Annotated in this window: 20 protein-coding genes, 6 tRNA genes, 2 riboswitches and 1 other annotated feature; of the genes, 23 read left to right on the plus strand and 3 right to left on the minus strand. The window is 49.7% G+C overall.

Annotated elements, in window-relative coordinates:
* The first annotated feature begins 7 nt into the window (after positions 1-7).
* The 5 genes from rplK to nfi all read left to right on the plus strand — a co-directional run bounded on the left by rplK (position 8) and on the right by nfi (position 3,132).
* Entirely contained in the window at positions 8-433 is a 426-nt protein-coding gene (gene rplK, locus HMPREF1705_RS05780; RefSeq protein WP_009201742.1) for a 50S ribosomal protein L11, read from the plus strand.
* A gap of 52 nt (positions 434-485) precedes the next feature.
* Positions 486-1,196: a 50S ribosomal protein L1 gene (rplA, locus tag HMPREF1705_RS05785; RefSeq protein ID WP_009201741.1), complete on the plus strand. Its 711-nt coding sequence runs from the start codon at positions 486-488 to the stop codon at positions 1,194-1,196.
* A 79-nt stretch (positions 1,197-1,275) separates the two neighbouring features.
* Positions 1,276-1,421, plus strand: a sequence feature (ribosomal protein L10 leader region).
* 12 nt (positions 1,422-1,433) lie between these two features.
* Positions 1,434-1,967 carry a 50S ribosomal protein L10 gene (rplJ, locus tag HMPREF1705_RS05790; RefSeq protein ID WP_040348613.1) on the plus strand — a complete coding sequence of 178 codons (534 nt, stop codon included), beginning with the start codon at positions 1,434-1,436 and terminating at the stop codon, positions 1,965-1,967.
* 48 nt (positions 1,968-2,015) lie between these two features.
* On the plus strand, positions 2,016-2,399 hold the full coding sequence (gene rplL, locus HMPREF1705_RS05795) for a 50S ribosomal protein L7/L12 (protein ID WP_009201739.1): 384 nt from the start codon (positions 2,016-2,018) through the stop codon (positions 2,397-2,399).
* A gap of 55 nt (positions 2,400-2,454) precedes the next feature.
* Positions 2,455-3,132 carry a deoxyribonuclease V gene (gene nfi, locus HMPREF1705_RS05800; protein ID WP_370739604.1) on the plus strand — a complete coding sequence of 226 codons (678 nt, stop codon included), beginning with the start codon at positions 2,455-2,457 and terminating at the stop codon, positions 3,130-3,132.
* On the opposite strand, the gene dcd is transcribed toward nfi, so the two are convergent.
* Together dcd and HMPREF1705_RS05810 are read right to left on the minus strand one after the other, a co-directional pair.
* A complete protein-coding gene (gene dcd / locus HMPREF1705_RS05805; protein ID WP_009201737.1) occupies positions 3,129-3,725 on the minus strand; it encodes a dCTP deaminase in 597 nt (198 codons plus the stop codon). The genes nfi and dcd overlap by 4 nt on opposite strands.
* 23 nt (positions 3,726-3,748) lie before the next feature.
* Entirely contained in the window at positions 3,749-4,627 is an 879-nt protein-coding gene (locus HMPREF1705_RS05810) for a hypothetical protein (RefSeq protein WP_040348238.1), read from the minus strand.
* 93 nt (positions 4,628-4,720) lie between these two features.
* On the opposite strand from HMPREF1705_RS05810, the gene HMPREF1705_RS05815 reads away from it, so the two are divergent.
* From HMPREF1705_RS05815 to HMPREF1705_RS05900, 18 genes are all read left to right on the plus strand, one after another.
* A complete protein-coding gene (locus tag HMPREF1705_RS05815; protein ID WP_040348234.1) occupies positions 4,721-7,129 on the plus strand; it encodes a homocysteine S-methyltransferase family protein in 2,409 nt (802 codons plus the stop codon).
* Positions 7,130-7,144: 15 nt separating this feature from the next.
* Positions 7,145-8,059, plus strand: coding sequence for a methylenetetrahydrofolate reductase [NAD(P)H] (gene metF / locus HMPREF1705_RS05820; RefSeq protein WP_009201734.1), 915 nt, complete (start codon positions 7,145-7,147; stop codon positions 8,057-8,059).
* Complete coding sequence (locus HMPREF1705_RS05825) at positions 8,056-8,898, plus strand: amidohydrolase family protein (RefSeq protein WP_009201733.1); 843 nt, start codon at positions 8,056-8,058, stop codon at positions 8,896-8,898. Before metF ends, HMPREF1705_RS05825 begins: the two co-directional genes overlap by 4 nt.
* A 60-nt stretch (positions 8,899-8,958) precedes the next feature.
* Positions 8,959-9,066, plus strand: a riboswitch (SAM riboswitch).
* A gap of 75 nt (positions 9,067-9,141) precedes the next feature.
* Positions 9,142-10,425, plus strand: coding sequence for an O-acetylhomoserine aminocarboxypropyltransferase/cysteine synthase family protein (locus HMPREF1705_RS05830; protein ID WP_009201731.1), 1,284 nt, complete (start codon positions 9,142-9,144; stop codon positions 10,423-10,425).
* Between the two features lie 24 nt (positions 10,426-10,449).
* Positions 10,450-11,553 (plus strand): homoserine O-acetyltransferase MetX, encoded by a 1,104-nt coding sequence (gene metX / locus HMPREF1705_RS05835; RefSeq protein WP_009201730.1) that lies wholly within the window; start codon positions 10,450-10,452, stop codon positions 11,551-11,553.
* Positions 11,554-11,788: 235 nt separating this feature from the next.
* Positions 11,789-11,863, plus strand: a tRNA-Val gene (locus tag HMPREF1705_RS05840).
* A gap of 16 nt (positions 11,864-11,879) precedes the next feature.
* A tRNA-Asp gene (locus HMPREF1705_RS05845) sits at positions 11,880-11,956 on the plus strand.
* A gap of 21 nt (positions 11,957-11,977) precedes the next feature.
* Positions 11,978-12,053: transfer RNA gene (locus HMPREF1705_RS05850), tRNA-Phe, on the plus strand.
* A 41-nt stretch (positions 12,054-12,094) separates the two neighbouring features.
* A tRNA-Gly gene (locus HMPREF1705_RS05855) sits at positions 12,095-12,169 on the plus strand.
* Positions 12,170-12,177: 8 nt separating this feature from the next.
* Positions 12,178-12,252, plus strand: a tRNA-Cys gene (locus HMPREF1705_RS05860).
* 14 nt (positions 12,253-12,266) lie between these two features.
* Positions 12,267-12,342 (plus strand) — tRNA-Asn (locus HMPREF1705_RS05865).
* A 159-nt stretch (positions 12,343-12,501) separates the two neighbouring features.
* The gene (gene rnhA / locus HMPREF1705_RS05870) at positions 12,502-13,032 is read left to right on the plus strand and encodes a ribonuclease HI (RefSeq protein WP_009201729.1); all 531 of its coding nucleotides are present in this window, start codon (positions 12,502-12,504) and stop codon (positions 13,030-13,032) included.
* A 125-nt stretch (positions 13,033-13,157) separates the two neighbouring features.
* Positions 13,158-13,255: riboswitch (TPP riboswitch) on the plus strand.
* A gap of 91 nt (positions 13,256-13,346) precedes the next feature.
* Positions 13,347-14,126, plus strand: a complete 780-nt coding sequence (locus HMPREF1705_RS05875) for a sulfide-dependent adenosine diphosphate thiazole synthase (RefSeq protein WP_009201728.1) — start codon at positions 13,347-13,349, stop codon at positions 14,124-14,126.
* A 156-nt stretch (positions 14,127-14,282) separates the two neighbouring features.
* Positions 14,283-14,690: a thioesterase family protein gene (locus HMPREF1705_RS05880; RefSeq protein ID WP_009201727.1), complete on the plus strand. Its 408-nt coding sequence runs from the start codon at positions 14,283-14,285 to the stop codon at positions 14,688-14,690.
* Between the two features lie 63 nt (positions 14,691-14,753).
* Positions 14,754-15,011 carry a 4Fe-4S dicluster domain-containing protein gene (locus HMPREF1705_RS05885; protein WP_009201726.1) on the plus strand — a complete coding sequence of 86 codons (258 nt, stop codon included), beginning with the start codon at positions 14,754-14,756 and terminating at the stop codon, positions 15,009-15,011.
* Positions 14,989-16,134 (plus strand): 2-oxoacid:acceptor oxidoreductase subunit alpha, encoded by a 1,146-nt coding sequence (locus HMPREF1705_RS05890; RefSeq protein ID WP_009201725.1) that lies wholly within the window; start codon positions 14,989-14,991, stop codon positions 16,132-16,134. Before HMPREF1705_RS05885 ends, HMPREF1705_RS05890 begins: the two co-directional genes overlap by 23 nt.
* Positions 16,131-16,973: a thiamine pyrophosphate-dependent enzyme gene (locus tag HMPREF1705_RS05895; protein WP_009201724.1), complete on the plus strand. Its 843-nt coding sequence runs from the start codon at positions 16,131-16,133 to the stop codon at positions 16,971-16,973. Before HMPREF1705_RS05890 ends, HMPREF1705_RS05895 begins: the two co-directional genes overlap by 4 nt.
* Positions 16,974-16,979: 6 nt before the next feature.
* Complete coding sequence (locus tag HMPREF1705_RS05900; protein ID WP_009201723.1) at positions 16,980-17,525, plus strand: 2-oxoacid:acceptor oxidoreductase family protein; 546 nt, start codon at positions 16,980-16,982, stop codon at positions 17,523-17,525.
* A gap of 180 nt (positions 17,526-17,705) precedes the next feature.
* On the opposite strand, the gene pdxS is transcribed toward HMPREF1705_RS05900, so the two are convergent.
* Entirely contained in the window at positions 17,706-18,482 is a 777-nt protein-coding gene (pdxS, locus tag HMPREF1705_RS05905) for a pyridoxal 5'-phosphate synthase lyase subunit PdxS (protein WP_111089645.1), read from the minus strand.
* Between the last annotated feature and the right edge of the window lie 102 nt (positions 18,483-18,584).

Consider the following 18,584-nt stretch of genomic DNA (forward strand, 5'->3'; position numbering starts at 1 on the left):
AATTTAAATGGCAAAAAAGGTGGTAGCACAGATAAAGCTGCAGTTGCCGGCGGGTAAGGCCACTCCAGCACCGCCAGTGGGTCCTGCCCTTGGCCAGCACGGCGTAAATATTATGGAATTTTGCAAACAGTTCAACGCAAAGACCGCAGACGATGCAGGCATGATAATTCCTGTCGTGCTGACCGTTTATGCCGACAGAAGCTTTACCTTCGAACTTAAAACGCCGCCAGCCAGCATACTGCTCAAGAAGGCTGCCGGGGTCGAGAAGGGTTCGGGCGAACCGAACAGGAACAAGGTCGGCAAGGTCACGAGGGAACAGGTAAGGGAAATAGCCAAGACCAAGATGCAGGATTTAAATGCCAACGACATTGAGGCAGCTATGCACATGATCGAGGGAACGGCCCGATCTATGGGCATAGAAGTGGTAGGTTAGGGGATATTAGTGGCAGGGGAGACCCGCTATTGACCACAGGGAGGAATGCGATATGGCAAAACGATCGAAACGTTATTTAGCAATGTTGGAGAAGGTCGATAAGGTAAAATTTTATGGCCTTAGAGAGGCGCTCGAGCTTTTGGCGGAATTCCCAAAGGCTAAGTTTGATGAGACTGTCGAGGTGCACATACGTTTGGGCGTAGACCCCCGTCATGCCGATCAGCAAGTTAGGGGTACGGTAAGCTTGCCCCATGGGACTGGTCAGGAGAAGAGAGTGCTCGTCATAGCTTCAGGAGAGAAGATCAAGGAAGCCGAAGAAGCCGGTGCCGATTTTGTCGGCGGGGAGGACATGGTTCAGAAGATCGAAGGTGGATGGCTGGATTTCGATGCAGTTATCGCTACGCCCGACATGATGCGCGTAGTAGGTCGTCTCGGACGAATCCTGGGCCCTCGTGGTTTGATGCCAAGCGCCAAGACAGGGACCGTTACCTTCGATGTGGGCGAAGCTGTTAGGGAAATCAAGGCAGGACGAATCGAGTTCCGTGTCGATAGGTACGGAATCATTCATGTGGGGATCGGCAAGATGAGCTTTACACCGGACATGTTATTCGATAATGCAAAAACGCTTTTGCGTGCAGTGCTCCGTGCTCGCCCCGCTGCCGTTAAGGGACAGTACGTACGAAGTATTACCGTAGCTCCAACTATGGGCGTTGGGATCAAGGTCGATCCTGCAAGAGCTCAAAAGGAGTTGGTAGAAGAATAGGTTTGCTATGGGTGGCTTGGTCGCCCTTGAAGATAGATTTTTAAAAGTCTGCTTGATATGAATAGGTAATGTAAGTATAATATGTTGTGCTATTGGGCTTAAGACAGCGGGTGGATTACCTTAATCGGCCAGAAGAAGCCGGCCTGCCGAGGTCCAGGAGATCGTCGCTATGTCATGATGATAAGGCTCCTGGTGAACGCCCGGGAGCCTTATTTTTTTAAAAAAGGAGGTGAAGGAATGCCTTCAAAGGCGAACGTTCAGGAGTTACAAGAGTTAACCGGATTGCTTCAGGGATCTCAGGCGGTATTTTTCTGCGAGTACAAGGGGCTAACGGTGGAGCAGATAGGACAAATCAGGGCGAAGATCAGGGAAGCCCAGGGTTTGATGAGGATAGCGAAAAACACTCTCTTCAGCCTGGCCCTGAAGGAAGTCGGATTGCCGGTACCCGAGGAGATGCTCTCCGGCCCTAACGTTTTCACGATTGCCTATGGAGATCCGGTAGTAGTAGCTAAGACCTTAACGGATTACATTAAAACGACCAAGAGCGAAGCCTTGAAAATAAAGGGAGCTTTGCTTGAACAAAGGCTCTTAGGTCCGGAAGATGTCAGCGTTTTGGCCACCTTGCCATCGAGGGATGTGCTGTTGGCTCAGGTTTTGGGCACTATGGAGGCTCCGATAAGAGGACTTGTCACAGTGTTGTCCGGAAACATCCGAGGTCTGGTGACCTGTTTAGATCAGATCGCAAAGGCAAAGGAGAAAGAAGCAGCTTAAAGACATTTTTGGCACAATCGTTAAAATTTAAAAGGGAGGAATCGAGAAATGACGAAGGAAGAAATCATAAAGGCAGTAGAGGAGATGACTGTTCTAGAACTTTCAGAATTGGTGAAAGCCCTTGAGGATCGATTTGGAGTATCCGCTGCAGCTCCTGTTGCAATGATGGCTGCTGCTCCTGCTGCCGGCGGAGCCGGCGCTGCTGCCGAAGAGGAAGAGAAGACGGAGTTCGACGTAATTCTCAAATCCATAGGAGCGAACAAGATAAACGTCATAAAAGTAGTTCGCGAGATCACCAGCCTGGGCCTCAAGGAGGCCAAGGATTTGGTAGATGGCGCACCAAAGCCAGTAAAGGAAGGCGTTTCCAAGGAGGAAGCCGAAGAGATCAAGAAAAAACTGGAAGAGGCCGGCGCAGAAGTAGAAGTAAAGTAACTGAGAGGCTAAAGTGCGAGATGACCCCAAAGACATCTCGCACTTTTATTTAGGAGTGAAGGATTTGTTTGAATTCCCCCGAGACCCAAAAGAGGCTATCGAATTACAGAAGAAAATATGCGGCTTCGTGATAACAGAAGATTATTGCAATATTGAGAAGATTAGACTGATAGGTGGCATAGATGTAGCCTACAAGGGCAGGGGAGCAAAAGAGGGATGTGCCGTAGCCCTTATATGGGATCGTCTCACCGGCGAGACAGTGGAAGCTGTTTACGTCGAAGAAAGTATCAACTTTCCCTACATACCAGGCTTGCTTTCCTTCAGGGAACTGCCTATTGCAATAAAGGCTTTCGACAAATTATCACTGAAGGCAGACCTGTGGATGATAGACGGAGCCGGAATCGCACACCCCAGAAGATTGGGCATAGCTGCTCATTTCGGCGTAGTTTTGGACTTGCCTGCTATTGGAGTTGCTAAAAGTCGTTTGATAGGAAGCCACCTGCCTGTGCCACGGACAAAGGGGTCGTGGGTGCCGCTGCGACAGAATGGCGAAGTTATCGGACATGTCCTGCGAACGAGAAGTGACGTTCGACCCCTCTATGTGAGTCCTGGCCATAAAGTATCATTATTGCAATCTGCTAATTTGGTTTTAGCGTGTTGCAGTCGTTATCGCTTGCCTGAGCCCACCCGCCTGGCCCATCAGTTGGTAACTGCCAAGGTCCGTTCCAATTAATTTTCCCTTCGAGTGAGCCTCAGCACTTCTTCGTCCTCATAGGCCTTGCTGGCCGTGGCCTTGGTGTCAAAGGCGTACTTGCCCTTGTATGCTTGCACTTCGCCGTCGAGCCTGTGAAAAACAAGCTGAGCTATCCTCGTTCCGGGATACAGGGAAAGAGGCACCTCTCCTTCGTTGACCAGCTCTAAAGTTATAACTCCTTGAAATCCAGGATCGACGAAGGTTGCCGTAGCAATTACGAGACCTGCCCTTCCCCAGGAAGACCTGCCTATGACATAAGCCATGACATTTCGAGGCAATCGAAGGAATTCCAACGTCGAGCTCAGAACGAATTGGCCGGGATGCAATATAAAGGGCTGGCCATAATCAGTCCTTATATGGTCGTAATAATCTACCCAAGCTGTGTTGTCGAAAGCTCTTTTTACGTCCATCACCGGAATCTGACCCTTTCTAAAGAGCACGAAGTCCTGCCCGAGCCTTACATCGAGCGATGCCCTTCCGATCTGGCGATTTAAATCCAACAAAGGTGTAACGATTAAATCGCCCCTATCCAACATGTTTTTGATTTCATTTGAACCAAGCACGTTCGCCATGTATCGTCGCCCTCCTTCGAAATTCAAGACATTTGATATCGCGATAAGAACAGACTGCCGTCGCATGCAAAGGCGATCAGCCTTTCCAGGGAAGTTAATTCCTCAAGCGATGCTCCGCTATGAACTTTGTAGGAGGCCACGATGGAACCGGCGATGAGGATATTTTTTATGTCCAGTGCTTTTTCCTTGTTTTGACAGGGGGGGATATTGTCGAGGAACAAGGATGTGGCATAGACTATCTCATCCCATTGCCAATCCCATACATGGGATGAGACGGCATTCTCGGCAGTATAATGGGACAAAAGGGCAAACCATTCTTTTATCTTCTCCGGCCAATCGAAGGCCTCTAGGTCTTTCCAGGCGAACCTCTCATAGCTGTATGTCAAAAGCGAAAGGGCAGGCGAGAAGATAAGAGCAAAACGGTTATAAGCCTTGTTTTCATACATGGCCCACGCTCTATCCAGATGTTTGGACAAAAATTGAAGGTTTAAGGGGGAATCCTGTTCCTCTAAATCAAAGGGCAGTAAGTACCATTCACAGGGTTGTTCCCAGTTGGGGAAGAACTTCTGCATGTCGCTTAAGGGGAAATCTTCCTCTATAAAAGGCGTGACGTAACATTTAACGGGAGGACCGTACAGGTCCAGGAGTTTATTAGGCCATTCCGGCGCTCCAAAATTTATGCCCAAAATGATCTTATCTACAACAGATAGGGCTTTCGATAGACCTTCGATAGGGAAAGTAGTGGCTTCGTCGGTATTCAGCCCTCTTAAGTTGTGATCTATTATTTCAAGTATTTCCCTGCCCCTTGGCTGCGTCGAAGGTTTTTCAAGTGCGATCTTGAGTTTTTTCATGGTGTAAAAGATGTGCCATCGAGTGTCATTTTTGAAATTTGGATATTTCACGTGAAATTTTCCCTCCCTTTGAGTAGAATACATCTCATTATAGTGTATATATTTGTGACAATATATCATAGCAGGGAAAGGTGTGATTTTGACTTGCCGCTGAAATTTGTTGACTTGATTACCTCCCTCGATAGGGTATTGGTGCTGGATGGCGGAATGGGCACTATGCTCTCCGAGAAGGGATGGCGGCCGCCAATGTTGCCGGAGGAGATGAATCTGATCGCCCCCGATGTAGTGCTCGATATCCACAAAGAGTACCTCAGATCCGGCGCTTCCGTCGTTGAGACCAACTCCTTTGGTGCGAGCCCGATAAAGCTGAGCTATAGGGGGATGGGCGAAAAGGCACGGCGGATAAATGAGGAGGCTGCACGCATTGCCAGACGAGCTGCAGAAGGATGGGACGCCTATGTGGCGGGTTCCATGGGTCCCTTGGGCGAACTTATAAGGCCTCTTGGAAACTTAAGTTTCGAAGAGGCCTACGAAGCATACAAAGAGCAGGCTATCGGGTTGAGAGACGGCGGAGTGGACTTTTTTCTGATCGAAACGCAGATGGACATAAAAGAGGCGAAGGCTGCCGTATTGGCCATTAAAGATGTGGCAGCCCATATTCCTTTCGTGGTTTCCTTCACCTTCGAACGCAATGGGCGTACCATAACGGGAAGTCCGCCGGAGGTGGTTGCCCACTGGGCGAGGATGATAGGAGCCTGTGCTGTGGGCGTTAACTGCGGCTTTGGGCCGGATCTCGCAAGAGAAATAGTCAAGAAACTCTACCTTAATGCAGGAATCCCAATCTTTGCCTATCCGAACGCAGGTACCCCCGGAAAGGAGGACTTCGATCCAAGGGAATTTGCCGAGGAAGGGCGCGAATTAATTCGGGCGGGAGCTTCCGTCGTAGGCGGTTGCTGCGGCACAACCCCTGAACATATAGCTCATTTGAAAGGCGTTGCTTCGCAAGAAAAACCCCTACGTCCCCGGAAAGTCGAAAAGGCGGCCTTGGCAAGCAGGAGCAGGTTGGTTTTTGCGGGAGCCGGTGAGCCTATAGTCGTCGTAGGTGAAAGGATAAACGTATCGAGAAAGTCGCCCATAAGGGATGAGGTGGCTCAGTACAAGTGGGATGCCCTCTCGGAGGAGGCGAGAAGACAAAGCAGTTCAGGATCCCAGGTGATAGACGTCAATATCAGTCTGCCCGGCATCGACAGAAAAAGGGCGATCCGAGAGGCGGTCGAGGCCGTAGAAAGCGCCTGCACCCTCCCCATCTCCATTGATGCCGACGAAGCTGACGTCCTTGAGGAGGGGTTGATTCACGTTGCAGGAATTCCCTTGATTAATTCCGTGACTGCCGAAAGGGAAAAGTTAATTAAGGGCATAGAACTTGCAAAGAGGTACGGCGCTTGCCTGGTCGTGCTTGCCATAGACGAGGATGGTATATCGGAGACGGTGGAAGGGAGAATAAAGGCCGTAGAAAAGGTTTGCGCTCTTGCCGACGAGATGAGTTTTTCGAAATCGAGACTGTTCGTAGATCCCCTTACCATGTCAGTGGCCGCAGATGGGAGAGCCGGAGTTGTCACGCTAGAGGCACTCAGGGCGTTTAAAAAGCTTGACCTTTTTACCATAATGGGTGTCAGCAACGTATCGCACGGTTTGCCCAACAGGCCTCTTTTGAACAATGCTTTTCTCACCATGGCAGCAGGCGCTGGATTGGATTCGGTGATAGCAAACCCGTTGGACGAAAGCTTCGCTTCCCTGATGATGGCTTGCAATCTTTTGGTCGGACGGGATAAAGGGGCATCAGGCTATATAACTTGGGCGAGGTCTTTAAAGTCAGAGGAAAAAGACACCTCTTCCCCTGAGAAGAAGGAAGGCGCCTCGAGCCCGATAGAACAGATGAAGGGCATGATCGTACAGGGTGACAGGGGGGGCGTTTTGGCCGTCGCCAGGAGGTTTTTGAGCGAGGGAGGAGAGCCTTTGGCTCTGATAAATGACGTTGTCCTCCCTGCTTTGGAGGAGGTGGGCAGATTGTACGAATGTGGCGACTACTTCTTGCCCCAACTCATTTCTTCTGCCGAGGCGGCACAAGGCGTGTGTGATCTCGTGGAGCAAGCAGTATTAAGCAGAGGAGGAACCCTGAAAGACCGGGGATGCATCCTAATGGCCACGGTGGCGGGCGATATTCATGACATAGGAAAAAATATAGTATCCATGGTTTTGAAAAGCCACGGATACAGAGTTATAGATCTTGGCAAAGACGTGGCGCTGGAGAAGATACTCGAAGAGGCAAGGAGGGGAGAAGCCCAAATAGTAGGGTTGTCGGCCCTCATGACCACGACGATGAGTGAAATGGAGAGGGTAACAAGGAAAATCAAAGAAGAAAATCTGTCGGTCAAGGTTATAATAGGCGGAGCGGCGGTTTCGCAAAACTATGCCGACCATATAGGCGCAGACGGTTATGCTCCCGATGCCTTGAGCGCCGTTCGTCTTGTCGAAAAACTGCTTGGTCGATAAGGGGGTATACATAAATTGAAAATCAAAGATATTTTTGAGAGGAAGAAGTTCGTATTTTCTTTCGAGATTTTTCCTCCAAAGCCTACCACGCCTCTGGATAGGATTTACAGTACTTTGGATGACCTCAAAGGTCCCTCACCCGACTTTATAAGCGTAACTTACGGCGCAGGCGGGTCAACGCGGGATAGGTCACCGCAGATAGCCATAGATGTTAAAAACGTCTACGACATCGAATCTCTCGCCCATTTGACATGCATCGGCTCTACGCGGGATGAGGTGGTGGGGGTGGTTGATCTTCTTCTAGAGAGTGGTGTTCATAACATTTTAGCCTTAAGAGGGGATCCTCCGCAGGAAGCCGTAAGCCCCTTTGTTGGAGGAGACTTTAGTCATGCTATCGATTTGGTTAAATTTTTACGAGAGAGGTACGGAGAGAAGATAGCGATTGGCGGGGCCGCCTATCCGGAAGGGCACATAGAGTGCGATGATCCGATTAAGGACCTGCACTATTTGAAGCAAAAAGTTGATGCCGGCGTGGATTTTTTGGTAACTCAACTGTTTTTCGACAACGAGCTCTTTTATCGTTTTGTTGAGCGGACGAGCATTGCGGGCATAGAAGTGCCCATATCGGCAGGAATTATGCCGGTGGTGAACAAAAATCAAATCGAAAGGATAGTAACCCTTTGCGGCGCCTCGCTGCCGAAGAAGTTCGTCAGGATTCTTCACAGGTACGCCGACGATCCTCGTTCACTGGAAGAAGCAGGCATTGCTTACGCGACGGACCAGATAGTGGATCTGATAGCCTCTGGAGTGAGAGGGATACATTTATATACGATGAATAAGGCACATGTTGCAAGAAAAATAACCTCTAACATAGAAACCCTGCGAGAGGGGTTCGTAAATGACAAAAACAATGAGGAGGCTCTTTTGTGAGGATCGTTGATTGTCATGTCCACGTATATCCTCCGGAGGTCATACGCGATTGGGAGAGGATCGCTGAAAGTGAGCCCTATTTCGGAATGCTCGCCAGAGGCAAGGTGCACAGATGGGCAACTGCGGATGACGTGATCGCTCAAATGGATGCCGATGGCATCGCCCAAAGCCTTATATTCGGTTTTTCCTTCAGCGATCTGGCTTTATGTAAGCTCTGCAACGATTACGTAATCCGAGCAGTGAAAGAGCACCCCGACCGTTTTAAGGGAATGGCGGTGGTGCCCCCCCTAGTGAAAGGCGCCGTAAAGGAGATAGAAAGATGCAGGGAGGAAGGGCTGATAGGGGTAGGCGAGATCTTTCCTCAAGGGCAGGATTTCGACATCACCGATCCCAGGGAAACGTGGAGGCTTGCTGCTGCGTGCTACGAGATGAACATGTTTGTGATGATTCATACCGCGGAACCCGTCGGCCATGATTACCCCGGAAAGGGTAATGTGGGTCCTAAGGAAGCGGCGGCCTTTTGTCTCAATCACCCTGAAGTAAAAGTGATCTTTGCACACTTCGGCGGCGGGCTTTGGATTTACGAGATGATGCCCGAGATGAAGCTCGCCCTAAAAAACGCATATTACGATACGGCAGCTGCTCCCTTTCTTTATGGCCCGACTATTTTTAAAGCCATCGAAGCGGCGGGATTGGCCGGAAAGTTCCTTTACGGGAGCGATTATCCCATTCTTTCGTTAGAGCGATATAAGAGGCTTTTAGCCCAACTTAATATGAGTGACGACTTTTTAAAGTCCATCTTTGGCTGCAACTTTGAAAAATTTGCAGCCTCCGATTGAAAATTGACGGAAAAATGGTATCATTAGGCAACGCGTAAATACTGATAAAATATTTTGAAACTCTTATCCAGAGCGGCGGAGGGACTGGCCCTGCGAAGCCCGGCAACCTGCTTACCCTTTGGGGAGCGTGGTGCCAAAACCTGCAACCGAAAGGTTGAATGATGAGAGGGACGAGCGAAAAGCCTTCTTCCCTCTTAAGGGAGAAGGCTTTTTAATTAAACTTCACCAAAGGAGGCCAATCAGTTGGAAAAAGATTTAAAAGGATTTTCGACCAGGGCGCTTCACTCGGGGTGGGATCATGATCCGAGCACGGGATCCTTTGGACTTCCCATATATTTGACGGCGGGTTACAAGTTCGGTTCCGCCGAGGAGGCCGCGTCTCTGTTCGAGCTAAAAAAGGAAGGTTTCATATATTCTCGAATCGGAAACCCTACGGTGGCAGCTTTTGAAGAGGTAATTGCAGACCTTGAAAGCGGTTCGGCTGCCGTTGCCACTTCGTCGGGGCAGGCGGCCTTCAATCAATTGCTTTCTTTAATCTGCAAAAAGGACGACCACGTGATATTGGGACGCAAGGTATATGGCGGGACTTTGACTTTGCTTTCGAATATCTTTTCTAAATTCGGCGTGGAAGTAAGTGTCGTTGATACGGACGATCCGGAGGAAGTGGCAAGAGCTGTATCTCCGAAAACTCGTTGCATAATAACCGAGACAGTGGGAAATCCAAGCCTGAACGTAGCTCCCCTTGAGGAGCTTGCTGTCATAGCGAGAGATAACGAAGCCTTGCTGATAGTGGACAATACTTTCATGTCTCCTGCCCTCTGTCGGCCGGTGGAATGGGGCGCAAATGTAGTGGTCCATTCGGCTACTAAATATCTCAGCGGTTTTGGCAACATCATAGGGGGAGTAGTTGTAGACGGTGGTAACGTTGATTGGGGAAGTATGAAGAAATGGCCGGAATTTACCGAGCCGGAGGAGGCATATCACGGGGTGGTGTTTTCCGAGGCCTTCGGTACAAAAGCGCTGGCGACCAAGCTGCGTGCCTGCGCTCTGAGGGATATTGGAGGGTGCATGTCCCCCTTCGATGCCTATCTTCTTTGGATGAGCATCGGCACCTTGTCTCTCAGGATGAAAAAGCACAGCGAAAACGCCCTTGCCGTTGCCAGGTTCCTGGAAGAACGCGAGGAAGTGGCTTGGGTATCCTATCCCGGCTTGGAGAGCCACCCCCATCACGAGAGGGCGAAGAAATACTTCCGAGAGGGATATGGCGGCATGATAGCTTTCTGCTTGAAGGGAGGAATTGAGGCGGGGAGGAAGTTTCTAAACAGCTTGAACCTCTTTTCGATCATAGCGAACATAGGGGATGCCAGGAGCATGGCCATTCATCCTGCCTCAACCACCCACAGCCAACTAAGCAGTGAGGAGCTGAAAAAGGCGGGAATAGAGGACGGATTGGTGCGATTGAGCATAGGACTTGAGGATGTAGAGGACATTATCGACGACCTAGATCGTGCCTTAAGTTCAATTTAAAAAAAGAAGGCGGGTAAACTGTCCGTGGTAAGTAAGTTCCTGGAAGAAACCATTGGAATGGTCGAGATACCAGAGCTTCATCTGGAGTCCGGCAGGGTATTAAAAAAGGTCAGGCAGGCCTATGCCGTGTACGGGTCTTTAGATGCCAGACAAGTGGTACTGGTATGCCATGCCCTTACCGGGAGTCATCATGTCGCCGGCCCTGACGTCCCCGGATTGCCTGAGGCGTGGTGGGATCCTTTGGTTGGTCCCGGCAAGGCCATCGATACGGAGAGGTTCTGCGTTCTTTGCTTCAACGTCTTGGGGAGCCCCTACGGGAGTACTTCGCCCTTGAGCCCTTGCGATGACGATGGGCGTCCTTATGGTATGCGTTTTCCTGTATTTTCCGTCAGGGATATGGTGAAAGCGCAGCATGAAGCCTTAAAGATCATTGGCATCGAGAAACTCGAATGTGTAATCGGAGGTTCTTTGGGCGGGATGCAAGCTTTGGAGTGGGCTGTGATGTTTCCCGAGGTCGTAAAACGTTCAGTAGTGATAGCAGCTCCCGCCTTTACGTATCCTCAGGCGATTGCATTCAACGAGGTTCAGCGCCAGGCGATAATGGCAGATCCCCAATGGCGAGGAGGAGATTATTACGATTCGGCTCCTCCGGAACGAGGACTCGCCATTGCGAGGATGTTGGCCATGATCACCTACAGGAGCGAGGAAACTTTTGTCAAAAGATACATGAGGGAGCTGGCCTTCGGCGCTCCCTGGGATTGGGATGGCAAATTCAAGATCGAGACCTATATTCACCATCATGGCGAAAAGTTGGTGCAAAGGTTTGATGCTAATTGCTATCTATACTTGACCAGGGCTATGGATTTGCACGATATAGGAGAGGGCAGGGGAGGGGTTAAGAAAGCGCTCTCAATGATTGGCGGCCAGCTTTTGGCCGTGGGCATATCGAGCGATCTTCTCTTTCCCAATTGGCAGGTTGAAGGGATAGTCTCCGAAGCCAGGGAAGCTGGCGTCGAAGCCTTTTACGACGAAATAGAAAGCGATAACGGGCATGACGCCTTTCTTATAGACTTGGATCAACTGGACGACATTTTGCGGGGTTTCTGGAAGAGGACTATGCTGTACTAAAAACAATGCTCATTCTGAAGAAGGCGTTGGCTCTGGAAGCAGCCTAATGCTTCCCTACCACGGAAAGTTACGCCTGCGGAGCTGGTCTGCTAGGGCCACTATGAAGTAGGAAGCCTTTTTTGTAAGGAAGGGGTAGTTCACGTTACGAGATTATTTTCAATTGGTATTTTTGAAAAATGCCGTCCCAATGAGATTGACAGAATTGCCGGGTCACGGTTATACTAATACGCGCTGAGGGCGGATAGCTCAGCGGAAGAGCACCTGCCTTACACGCAGGGGGTCATAGGTTCGAACCCTATTCCGCCCACCATGAGGCAGCAATATGCGGGGCTGTAGCTCAGCCGGTTAGAGCGCTGGCCTGTCACGTCAGAGGCCGCGGGTTCAAGTCCCGTCAGCCCCGCCATATTTTGACCAGGTGGCGAGAGGCGAGATAGCTCAGTAGGTAGAGCAGCGGACTGAAAATCCGCGTGTCCCCAGTTCGATTCTGGGTCTCGCCACCATTGAAAGAAAGAATAGAAGGCAAGAGGTAAGGTAGGAGAATGCGGAAGTAGCTCAGGGGTAGAGCACCACCTTGCCAAGGTGGGGGCCGCGGGTTCAAATCCCGTCTTCCGCTCCAGAGATCTCGGCGGCATAGCCAAGTGGTAAGGCAGGGGACTGCAAATCCCTTATACCCCGGTTCGAATCCGGGTGCCGCCTCCAGATAAAAAGCATACTCCGGCGTAGCTCAACCGGCAGAGCGGGTGGCTGTTAACCACTAGGTTGCAGGTTCGAGTCCTGCCGCCGGAGCCATAGAGATTAAGTCCGAAGAGGGCGTATATTTTATAGAATATCCCCCGCCAATTGAACTCGCGGGGGATATTTGCATATTTGCCCTATGGATCTGACTGAAGGAAACTAAATGGAATCGTAGACTTTGTTTCGCTTTTTTAGTGGAAGGCCCTTCTGATTATGAAATGCGAAAGGCGGGAGATGATGACTTTCGAGGAAAAGGAAAAGAGAGAGGAATTGAAAGAGGTGACCATTTACACCGACGGTGCCTGTTTAGGCAATCCCGGCCCTGGAGGATATGGTGTAGTCTTGCTTTACAACGGCCATAGAAAGGAAATATCGGGAGGATTCAGGCTTACGACGAACAACAGAATGGAGATATATGCAGCTATAGCGGGATTGAGCGCCCTAAAGTGCAGGTGTAAGGTCAAGCTTTATACTGATTCGAGGTATCTCGCCGACGCTATGAATAAGGGGTGGGTAAAGAGGTGGAAGGCCAATGGATGGATGCGAAATAAAAAGGAAAGGGCTTTGAATGTCGATCTGTGGGAACAGCTGCTCCGGTTATGCGAAAAACATGAAGTGGAATTCCTCTGGGTCAGAGGACATGACGGAAATGTGGAGAACGAACGTTGCGACCAACTTTCCACGACTGCTGCCAGAGGCAAAAACCTCCCCATTGATCAGGGCTACGAAAATGCCGACCAATAACCCATTTTAAGAAGAGCGGATTTATGGCTTGTTTTGGAGTATGTCATTTGATTAAAGTCCTTTCAAAATATGTGATTTGTTTGACTAACTAGAGAGAAGGTAGTAGTATATTTTATACAGGAAAAATATATCGCCGGGGGTGCTTCGCGATGGCGGGGCTGAGAGCATACCCCTAGACCTGACCCAGGTAATGCTGGCGGAGGAAGGGCGAGCCGAAAAATTTAAATCAACCGAAAATCTAGATGTAAACCTAAAAAGCCGCCCAGGGGCGGCTTTTTATTATGGAAGATTAAATCTATAGGAGGTGCTTAAAGGTGAAGCTCGATGAGCTGGTTATAACAAAAGCCATAGTCGAAGGGTACTTCAAGAAACTAATGAATTGTTTAGAGCTCGATGTTGCCATAGTTGGCGGAGGTCCTTCTGGGCTGGTGGCAGCTCTTGAATTGGCCAAGGCCGGCAAGAAGGTGGCTCTTTACGAACGCAAGCTAAGCGTTGGCGGCGGAATGTGGGGAGGTGGAATGCTTTTTAATGAGATAGTGATACAGCATGAAGCCAAAGAAATCTTGGAAGGGGTGGGCGTCAATGTACGCCCCTATGAGGTCGAGGGATATTACACTGCCGATTCCGTTGAGGCCGTGAGCACATTGACGAGTAAGGCCGTGAAGGCAGGAGCGACGATATTTAATGCCCTTAGCGTGGAGGACGTAGTGGTGGACGATGAGGAGAGGATAAATGGGCTCGTTGTAAATTGGACGGCTGTGGAGATGGCAGGTCTTCACGTTGATCCACTGTCGATTCATTGCAAATATGTGATAGACGCTACGGGACACGACACCGAAGTGGTAAGAGTAGTGGCGCGCAAGATGCCGGGCAGGCTTTTTACGGCGACTGGCAACATTGAAGGCGAGAAGTTTATGTCGCCCGACAGGGCAGAAAAGTTGACAATAGTAAACACCCGCGAGGTATTCCCGGGTCTTTACGTGGCCGGAATGGCAGCCAACGCCACCTTCGGAGGTCCCAGGATGGGGCCTATCTTTGGGGGGATGCTGCTTTCGGGCGCGAAGGCCGCGAGGGAGATTTTAAGTAAAATTTAGCAAGTTTTCTTACGCCTCAATTTTTTTTGGTCGCGAGCGAATTTGATTGGCCCGTAGGGTTTGCTCGCGACTTTTTTCCTGTCGGTCTGATCAATTGGAAGACAGGTGATATTGTGGTAAATTGAGACTAAATAAACGGTTCAGGAGGTGTTGTAGATGTTGGATATTTCTCAATTGGTTTCCCTTGGTTCGGAAAGGGCTATTAAGAAGACTGTTTCCGTCGATGATACCGTCGGCAATTCGTCGCTTTACCTTGAACAGTTCTTATCGACTTCTGCATGTATAAATATGGTCGTAAGAATGGCTACGGAAATGGTTGACCAGGCACTGCCTCAGGGGTTCATATCCGTAGGCTATCACACCGAGATAACTCATGAAGAACCTACTATGATGGGAGCCGAAGTCTCTTACAAAGTTGTCTTGAAGGAGATAGACGGCAACAGATTGACCTTCGATTTTGAAATTAGCGATAAAAATGGGATTGTCAGTTACGGCAAGCATGTCAGAGCGGTAGTAAACTACACGAAATTGCTCGAAAAAGCCAAAGAAAGGATGAGCACCTAAACCTGGATGCTTTGTTGATCTCCTGGTCATAAAATCCGTCGATGTCTGAGAGGGGGGTAAAGTATGCATTCCCATGAAGGCGAGATTGAAATAGCTGAGGGCAAGAAATTCATAATTAGGATAAGAAGGGAACGATGCAAGGGATGCGAAATTTGCATAGAATTTTGCCCCAAGAAAGTCTTTGAAGGCGACGAGCTCGGACATCCAATCCCGGAGAGGATTGACGAATGTATAGGTTGCGGAACTTGCGAATTGCGCTGCCCCGACTTTGCCATTGAGGTAATACCGAAGGAGTGTCATGATAGTGAAGAAAAAAGTTAAATTCATGTTGGGCAATGAGGCTATAGTGGAGGGTGCACTCCTGGCGGGGGCGACATTTTTTGCCGGATATCCCATAACCCCTTCGTCAGAGGTGGCCGAAAGTGCATCCAGAAAGCTCCCTCAGATAGGGGGTTGCTATCTTCAAATGGAAGATGAAATCGCAAGCATTGCTGCCATAATAGGTGCATCCATTGGAGGGGCCAAGGCCTTTACAGCCACATCGGGGCCAGGTTTTTCCTTGATGCAAGAAAACATTGGCCTGGCCATCATGGCAGAGGTTCCCTGTGTGATAGTCAATGTCCAAAGGTCAGGCCCAAGCACAGGATTGGCCACCCGCCCAGCTCAGGCAGACATCATGCAGGCCCGCTGGGGACGCCATGGGGATCACTCCGTGATCGCCCTCTCTCCTGCCACTGTGCAGGAGTGCTTCGATCTCATGGTTCAAGCCTTTAATATGGCTGAAAAGTACAGATGCCCCGTCCTTTTCATGGCCGACGAAACGGTAGGTCACTTGCGCGAAAACTGCGTTCTCCGTTTAAGGGATGAAGTCGAGATCGTGAACAGAAAGAGACCCCCTGAAGGGCTTGAAGAATATTTGCCATACAAAGCCGACGACGATCTGGTGCCTCCCATGGTCACGCCGGGCAGCGATTATTTAACCAGATATCATTCCTCGACCCATAACGAAAAGGGCTTGCCCACAAGTTCTCCTCAGGAGGCTAGGAAACTTATCAAGAGGCTTTACGACAAAATAGAGAAAAATAAAGATGATATTATAATGTACAGAGAATTTGACGTAACGAAGTGCGAATATCTGGTGATCTGTTTCGGCGGAGCCGTCAGGGCGGCCAGGCAGGCTGCGATAGAGGCGAAAGAGGAAGGACTGAGCGTAGGCGTACTACAGCTTCAGACGGTATGGCCTTTCCCTGCAGAATATATTAGCGAAATTTCCAAGGGCAAGCGAGGGATAATCGTTCCCGAGATGAACATGGGTCAGATAATCGGTGAAGTGCGAAAAGCCGTTCCCGACGAAATTCCGGTCCTTGGGGCAAATCGTTATGACGGTGAACCCCTGACGCCTAAGGAAATTATCCAAGTCTTGGGCGAGGTGGTATCGTTATGAGCAAAAGATCGTGCGAAGTCAGCTGGAAGGCCTTTTTGAGGGAAGAAAACCTGCCCCATCAGTGGTGCCCCGGTTGCGGCTACGGGGTGATCTTGAAGAGTATGCTTTATGCCTTCGAAAAGGGCGGCCTTGCTCCGAAAGATGTCGTTGTAGTTACGGGGATCGGCTGTTGGGGTAAAGCCGATGATTATCTTTATGCCAATACGGTTCACGTTACACACGGGAGAGCTTTGCCCGTCGCAACGGGCATAAAGGTGGCAAATCCATCTATGAAGGTCATAGCTTTGATGGGCGATGGCGATAGCGCGACAATCGGAGGAAATCATTTGATTCACTCTTCGCGCAGGAACATAGACGTCGTCGCCTTGGTAGCCAATAACCTTAACTACGGAATGACGGGCGGCCAATATTCCTGCACTACGCCGCTTTATTCCAGGACGTCTACATCCTGGTACGGTGATCCGGAGCCGGCGCTCGATGTTTGTCGTATTTCGGAGACGGCCGGAGCAAGTTTCGTCGCCAGAACGACCGTCTATCATGCGACAACGATAGAAAAATATATCGGAATGGCCCTTTCTCACGAAGGTTTTTCCCTGGTGGAAGTGATATCTCCCTGTCCGACCTATTTTGGAAGGTATAACAAGCTCTCCAAAGCGCCGGAAATGCTGAAATGGCTGAAGGAACAGTCGATACCCATAGAGCGCGTAAAGGACTTATCCGAAGAAGACCTTAAGGAAAAGTTCGTCACCGGAGTATTTGTCGATAAAAAAGGACATTCCTTCCTGTCCCGCTACAGGGTAATACAGTCTCGGGCAAGGAACGAGCTTGAAAGCGAGTGATCGTCAATGAAATATGAAGTTATTTTTGCGGGAATCGGTGGTCAAGGAGTGATTTTAGCCGGCACTTTGCTTGGCGAGGCTGCCGTAGCTTCCGGGCTGAAGGCCTCTCAGACGCAGGCTTACGGAGTGTCGGCCAGGGGAGGCTTTACAAAGACGGACGTTGTAATCTCTGACGGCGAGATTCTCTTCCCTTATGCCTTAAGCCCCGATATCGTCGTCATTTTGGCCGAGGAAGCCCTGGTTCGGTATCTTGATATAGAAAACAAAAACTGCAAAGTGGTTTACGATTCCGGCTTGATTGACGCGTCAAAATACAAGCTGGATTCGAGATTTGTCGGATTTCCCATAACGAAGACTGCCATCGAAATGGGTTCTTCCAGGAGCGCGAACGTGCTTTCCCTGGGGATAGTTGCTAGCTCCTTAAAGGCGATTTCGACTGAGGCGTTGTTTCAAACCTTGGCCGAGGCTTTCTCGCCAAAAATACGGGATATAAACGCTAAGATTCTACAAAAAGGCATTGATGTTGGAAATGAGATAATTTCTAGCCGTTAGCTTTATGAAGAGGCATTTCAGGGAAAGCTGTTTTTCTCTATTGTTCTTGCTGTAATAAGCTCTTTGTTCATTGTGTGTCGATAAGCCTTTGGACATCTTTGACAACATCCATTGACTTTGCTTTTGATTATGCCTTTGTGATCCCTGTTATGCCTCTTCGACACTTTTGTTTCTGATGCGTTAGATTAAAACTCCTTCCATGGCCTCTCCGAGTCCTGTTGATACCTCTGCCAAAACTCCGGGTTTTTTAAAGTTTGCGACGGCTTTTACTATCGCTTTTGCCCTTATCGAAGGATTCTCCGATTTGAAGATGCCACTTCCAACGAAGACGCCATCACAGCCCAGTTGCATCATCAAAGCGGCATCGGCAGGAGTGGCGATTCCGCCAGCTGCGAAGTTGACGACGGGAAGCCCTCCTGTTGCGCGACACGTTTCCAGCAATTCCAAGGGAACGCGCAGCTCACCGGCGAGGGTTGGCAGGTCCTCTTCGTTTGCCGATAAAAGCTTCTTCAATTGGGCATAGATTGTTCTGACATGCCTTACTGCCTCTATTACGTTGCCCGTGCCGGCTTCCCCCTTGGTTCGGATCATAGTTGCACCTTCGGCAATTCGACGCAGGGCCTCTCCCAGGTCGCGGGCACCGCAAACAAAAGGAGTTTTAAATTCTCTCTTGTTTATGTGATGTTCGTCGTCGGCAGGTGTTAAGACCTCACTTTCGTCTATGAAGTCTACTCCAAGTGCTTCTAGGATCTGCGCCTCGACGAAATGTCCTATGCGCACTTTGGCCATAACCGGTATGGAAACGGCATTTTTTATCTCCAATATCTTTGTAGGGTCGGCCATTCGAGCCACCTTGCCCTCCTTTCGCAAATCTGCAGGCACCTTTTCTAGGGCCATAACGGCCACGGCGCCCGCATCCTCCGCTATTTTGGCCTGCTCGCTGTTTGTCACGTCCATGATGACTCCTCCGACGAATTGCTTTGCCAGCTTTTCTTTGTCGGTGAAGTTGATTTGGTTTTTCACTGCAAGTTCCCCCTTTTCGTAAGTTTTTCGCTTTTA

This window comes from Acetomicrobium hydrogeniformans ATCC BAA-1850 (assembly GCF_000160455.2).
Classification (GTDB): Bacteria; Synergistota; Synergistia; order Synergistales; family Acetomicrobiaceae; genus Acetomicrobium; species Acetomicrobium thermoterrenum.

What these genes read in the sequence shown, in the direction of transcription:
- rplK (WP_009201742.1), top strand. Translation starts at nt 8, where the DNA reads ATGGCAAAAAAGGTGGTAGCACAGATAAAGCTGCAGTTGCCGGCGGGT.
- rplA (WP_009201741.1), top strand. Translation starts at nt 486, where the DNA reads ATGGCAAAACGATCGAAACGTTATTTAGCAATGTTGGAGAAGGTCGAT.
- rplJ (WP_040348613.1), top strand. Translation starts at nt 1,434, where the DNA reads ATGCCTTCAAAGGCGAACGTTCAGGAGTTACAAGAGTTAACCGGATTG.
- rplL (WP_009201739.1), top strand. Translation starts at nt 2,016, where the DNA reads ATGACGAAGGAAGAAATCATAAAGGCAGTAGAGGAGATGACTGTTCTA.
- dcd (WP_009201737.1), bottom strand. Translation starts at nt 3,725, where the DNA reads ATGGCGAACGTGCTTGGTTCAAATGAAATCAAAAACATGTTGGATAGG.
- rnhA (WP_009201729.1), top strand. Translation starts at nt 12,502, where the DNA reads ATGAAATGCGAAAGGCGGGAGATGATGACTTTCGAGGAAAAGGAAAAG.
- HMPREF1705_RS05880 (WP_009201727.1), top strand. Translation starts at nt 14,283, where the DNA reads ATGTTGGATATTTCTCAATTGGTTTCCCTTGGTTCGGAAAGGGCTATT.
- HMPREF1705_RS05885 (WP_009201726.1), top strand. Translation starts at nt 14,754, where the DNA reads ATGCATTCCCATGAAGGCGAGATTGAAATAGCTGAGGGCAAGAAATTC.
- HMPREF1705_RS05890 (WP_009201725.1), top strand. Translation starts at nt 14,989, where the DNA reads ATGATAGTGAAGAAAAAAGTTAAATTCATGTTGGGCAATGAGGCTATA.
- HMPREF1705_RS05895 (WP_009201724.1), top strand. Translation starts at nt 16,131, where the DNA reads ATGAGCAAAAGATCGTGCGAAGTCAGCTGGAAGGCCTTTTTGAGGGAA.
- HMPREF1705_RS05900 (WP_009201723.1), top strand. Translation starts at nt 16,980, where the DNA reads ATGAAATATGAAGTTATTTTTGCGGGAATCGGTGGTCAAGGAGTGATT.
- pdxS (WP_111089645.1), bottom strand. Translation starts at nt 18,482, where the DNA reads ATGGACGTGACAAACAGCGAGCAGGCCAAAATAGCGGAGGATGCGGGC.